Here is a 4657-nt window from a genome sequence, read left to right as displayed (position 1 = left end):
ATGACCATTGCGAACCACATGGATACAGCCACAAAGAGGGCATACACGACCATTTGCAAAGCGTTCCTTTGCTACGAAATCTTCAATATTCAAAGACTTTACAAAGGCAGGACTTAAAAGCATTGTTTTAAGGCTTTCCTGCTCTGCGACAGTCAACTTACCGATAATATCTAATGCGTCTTTGATAGTAGGCATATCCAATTACCTCCTTCGGTGGTACTGTTTCTTACTATTATTATACGCTATTTCTCGTCAAAAATCAACCATTTGTTGTGACAGAGCCTTAAATTATTAATTGATAAAGGCATGAAAAAAACAGATTTGGCTAAAGAAGCTAAGTTAACACCAGCTACACTTGCAAAACTTTCTAAACAGGAAACGGTATCTATGGATACGTTGATACGTATTTGTGATTGTTTGGATTGTACATTTGATGATGTAGTGGAATTGATTAAAGATTAATTAAGGGTTCGGAGGTGTAACATGAAAGGGACTGATGAAATACGTACATATTCATTTGATAATGATGGTTTAAATGAATTAAAGAATTATGAATATGGTAAAAACTGGCCTGTTGTTTATCTGATTCATAATAATCAAGATTTATATATTGGAGAAACAACAAGTGCTGAGGTTCGAATGAGTCAACATCTAAGTAACAATGAAAAGAATTACTTGGAAGAAATCGCAATTGTATTTGATCATAAATTTAATAAATCTGTTATTTTGGATTATGAACAAAGACTGATTAAATATTGTTCTGTAGATAATAGATTTCAAAATATTCTTAATAAAAATAAGGGTCAACAAGCCATACATGATTATTATAATCGCGATGAGTATCGTAGTGATTTTGAAAGATTATGGAATAGTTTAAAAAGTATGGGTCTTGCTGATCACACGTTGCATAAAATTGAAAATGAAAATATCTTTAAGTTTTCTCCATACAACTGTTTGACTGGTGAACAAAATGAAGTTGGAACAGATATTATTATGGATATTATTGATACATTTACTAATGATAAAATGGGTGTCAGTTTGGTGAATGGTTGTGCAGGGACTGGTAAAACAGTTGTCGCAATTAGTGTCATAAATTCTCTAATGAATACATTGGATATTGAAGAGGATAGTGTTGGAGAATTTGATGATGATATTGATAAACAAAAAGTAGCTGCTTTAAAAGAATTGAAAGATTATATTCTTAAAAAGAGAAATGGCAAGCCTTTTAAAATTGGATTTGTATTACCAATGCCTGGTTTTAGAAGAACAATTTCAAATGTTTTTAAACAATGTGGCAATGGTTTAGTTAAAGACATGGTTATTGGACCTTGCGATGTGGTTAAGGAAGATTATGACATACTATTTGTAGATGAATCACATAGGTTAAGTAAAAGAAAGAATTTAACTGGATATAAATCCTTTGATGATACATCCAGACAATTAGGTTTAGATCCAAATAAAACAAATCAGTTAGAATGGGTGCTTAATTGTGCAAAACATGTTGTTTTATTTTATGATCAATATCAGGCAGTAAAATCATCAGACTTAACTGCAAGTGAGTATCAAGAGACTTTAAATAAGTATTCGGTTAATTTAAAGTATCATGAATTAAAAACACAGATGCGATGTAAGGGTGGTGCACCATATATTGAATATGTTAAGGCAATTATGAATTGTACTAGCACGAAGTTTAAAACAATTGAAAATTATGATTTCTTATTGTTTGATGATGCTAATAAATTAATTGAAGAAATAAGAAATAAAGATGATCAATATACTTTGTGCAAAACAGTAGCTGGTTTTTCGTGGGATTGGAAAACAAAGCCAAGTAAAAGGCCTAAAGATGATTTGGATACCTATCTGTCTTTGATGGAAAAAGGTGAATATGATATTTCATTTGGCAATCAACATTATATATGGAATCTATGTAATGAAGATTGGATTACACGAAAAGATTCACATTATACTATCGGATGTATTCATACTACTCAAGGATATGATATGAATTATGTAGGTGTAATCTTTGGAAAAGAAATAGATTATGATCCTGTATGTAATTCGATTGTCATAGATTTAAATGAATATAGAGATAAAAAAGTTAAAGCAGGTATGGGTGAGGCTGAATTAAAAAAATTGATTATAAATACATATACAACCATCTTAGCTAGAGGTATTAAGGGTTGTTATGTATATGCGTGCAATAAAAATCTTCAGAATTATTTAAAAAAATTTATTGCGGCTGCGAATGATTATACTTTGAAATAATAAATGTTTATTGCAAAAACTCTATTTATTAGTGCAACAGCTAAAGACTATATTACTCAATATCAAGACTTACAGAGGATTGGAATGACAAGTACATTATCACTTCCAACATTAATTGCATTATGTTCTATAGCTATTCAAAAACCAACCGTAAGTTCATTAGCTATACTTAGTGAAATTAGTGTAAGTGGTACTGTATCAAAGGTAGAAAACCTGGCAAATACTTTACAAGTATGTTTGGATTCTGGTGCAAAGAAAGTGTTATTACCAATCACTTCAGCGGTAGATTTAGGTAGTGTACCACCAGAACTAGTTGGTTGCTTTAACTTGATATTTTCTAACAATGCAGAGGACGCAGTGTTTAAATCGTTAGGGGTGGAATAAAATGGACAGACTAAAATCAATAACAATTAAAGGATTTAAGAAATTTCAATCGTTTAATATGAATTTTAATGAACATTTAAATATATTAGTTGGAGAAAATGAATCAGGAAAAAGTACTCTTCTTGAAGCAATAAAAGTTGTATTAAATCAGCAATATCGTACGACTGATAAATCGATTTTGGCAGAGTTATTCAATCGTGATGATATTAAAAAATTTCAATTAAATCCATCTATAAAAACTCTTCCATTTATTCAGATAAATTTAAAGTTGGAATTGGATAGTAAACATAAAAATACAGAATTTTTTTATGGGCAGTTAGATAAGAATACTGAAGGATTTGGCATTGTATTTGATTGTAAATTCGATGAAGAGCTAGGATATGGCCTAGAAAGTGAAATCGAAGCAGGAAAAGTTCCATACGAGTATTATTCTTTATCTTGGAAAACATATGCAGGTAATACTTACCAAACAATTAAACGTCCATTCGGATTTTTATTTATCGATACTTCAAACGTAGATACTCACTCATCGTTTAATTATTATAATAAAACCCTCTTTATTAACAGCTATGATGATTCTATGCGAACTGCTGCAAAAACAGCTTTAGAGATGGACTTAAGAACGCACTTGCTCAATTAAATCTTTCACCTATTAATGAAAATAAAGTATTTGGAATTGATCATAAAAAAGTTATTAACTATTGGGGAAGCGTTGATTTATATGATTCCATCAAATACAGGTCGTATTATAGATGTGAATAATTTTACACCTAAAGTTGGAGGAGCACCTCTAAATGTCTGTGGGGCCTATACAAAATTAGGCGGTTCAAGCAATATAATCACGATGCTTGGTAAAGATCCATTTGGAGATAAGATTGTTAATGAATTAATAGGATTTGGAATAAATACAGACTATGTGAAGCGTACGAATGCTGCAAATACTTCACTTGCATTTGTTGCATTAGATGAAAATGCCAATCGAGAATTTTCTTTCTATAGAAATATGGGTGCTGATATGTTGATGTCTGAAGATGATGTTGATAAAAATTGGTTTATGGATGCATATGCTTTACATTTCTGCTCTGTTTCATTAGGAAATTTTCCAATGCGAAAGGCATATAATAAGGCAATTAAATATGCCAAAGAAAATGGATTGATTGTTTCATTTGATCCTAATGTGAGATTGCCATTATTTGATGATCATGAATATTTAAAAAATGTAATACATGAATATATTCAGTATGCAGATATTTTGAAAATTAGTGATGAAGAAGTTGAATTTATTTTTGGAAACAAAGATATTGAAGAAAATCTAGATTATATATTTGATCAAGGTGTCAAATTGTTAGTTTTTACTTCAGGAAAAGATGGAGCCGTAGCATACACAAAAAATGTGGTTGCAAACTCAAAAGGAATTAAAGTGAATGCAGTAGATACAACAGGTGCAGGAGATGGTTTTATTGGTTGTTTGTTGTATCAAATGGCAAAAGAAAATGTGGATTTAGAACAAATAAATATTTTAACAGAAGAACAATTAAAAACGTATTTAGATTTATCTAATAAATTTTGCTCTATTTCAGTAACAAAAGAAGGAGCCATTGCACGTTATCCGACAATGGAAGAATTAAGATAACTTATATATAGGAATCAGTATGAATAAAATGCTGATTCTTTTTTATTTAAAAGTCAAGATAAATCTATCTAATTCGATGAAAATAATACGATTTAGATAAGATAGGATTATTCGCAACAACATGCTTGGAGTTAATAATGTTTTCACATTGGACATTTATAATAAGAATTGGCTACTGGATGTAGTAACGGTGAACCCTCTGAATTAAAAGGATGATTTCTTGAGTTCTCGATGATTCCGATTATGTAGGAGGACGTGTTTTATGTATATTTATCTGTACATTGATGTTGCCATGACTATCTTGGCTTTAGTTGAATTGCTAAAAATCGCATTGATTATTATAGAAAAATGTAAAAGACACTAGTTCACCCTCTC

General features: G+C 30.5%; 5 protein-coding genes and 1 pseudogene. 5 read left to right on the top strand and 1 reads right to left on the bottom strand.

What is annotated here, in order from left to right:
• Positions 1-195 (bottom strand): annotated as a pseudogene (locus KTQ83_RS11320) (IS1595 family transposase); the annotation flags it as partial.
• 99 nt (positions 196-294) lie between these two features.
• Here KTQ83_RS11320 and KTQ83_RS11315 point away from each other — a divergent pair.
• The 5 genes from KTQ83_RS11315 to KTQ83_RS11295 are packed head-to-tail and all read left to right on the top strand — an operon-like array spanning position 295 to position 4282.
• On the top strand, positions 295-462 hold the full coding sequence (locus KTQ83_RS11315) for a helix-turn-helix domain-containing protein (protein ID WP_342367259.1): 168 nt from the start codon (positions 295-297) through the stop codon (positions 460-462).
• Positions 463-483: 21 nt separating this feature from the next.
• The gene (locus KTQ83_RS11310) at positions 484-2265 is read left to right on the top strand and encodes a DUF2075 domain-containing protein (protein WP_217256866.1); all 1782 of its coding nucleotides are present in this window, start codon (positions 484-486) and stop codon (positions 2263-2265) included.
• A 3-nt stretch (positions 2266-2268) separates the two neighbouring features.
• Positions 2269-2649: a S16 family serine protease gene (locus tag KTQ83_RS11305; RefSeq protein ID WP_217256867.1), complete on the top strand. Its 381-nt coding sequence runs from the start codon at positions 2269-2271 to the stop codon at positions 2647-2649.
• A gap of 1 nt (position 2650) precedes the next feature.
• Positions 2651-3289: an AAA family ATPase gene (locus KTQ83_RS11300; RefSeq protein WP_217256868.1), complete on the top strand. Its 639-nt coding sequence runs from the start codon at positions 2651-2653 to the stop codon at positions 3287-3289.
• 15 nt (positions 3290-3304) lie between these two features.
• On the top strand, positions 3305-4282 hold the full coding sequence (locus tag KTQ83_RS11295; protein WP_244975857.1) for a carbohydrate kinase family protein: 978 nt from the start codon (positions 3305-3307) through the stop codon (positions 4280-4282).
• Positions 4283-4657 lie beyond the last annotated feature (375 nt).

Origin of the sequence: Holdemanella porci (genome assembly GCF_019052655.1) — a bacterium.
Classification (GTDB): Bacteria; Bacillota_I; Bacilli_A; order Erysipelotrichales; family Erysipelotrichaceae; genus Holdemanella; species Holdemanella hominis.
This window is presented reverse-complemented; position numbering and strand designations above follow the sequence as displayed.

Bases quoted from the DNA above. Each gene is read 5' to 3' on its own strand.
- KTQ83_RS11305 (WP_217256867.1), top strand. From the start codon at position 2,269: ATGTTTATTGCAAAAACTCTATTTATTAGTGCAACAGCTAAAGACTAT.
- KTQ83_RS11310 (WP_217256866.1), top strand. From the start codon at position 484: ATGAAAGGGACTGATGAAATACGTACATATTCATTTGATAATGATGGT.
- KTQ83_RS11295 (WP_244975857.1), top strand. From the start codon at position 3,305: ATGAAAATAAAGTATTTGGAATTGATCATAAAAAAGTTATTAACTATT.
- KTQ83_RS11300 (WP_217256868.1), top strand. From the start codon at position 2,651: ATGGACAGACTAAAATCAATAACAATTAAAGGATTTAAGAAATTTCAA.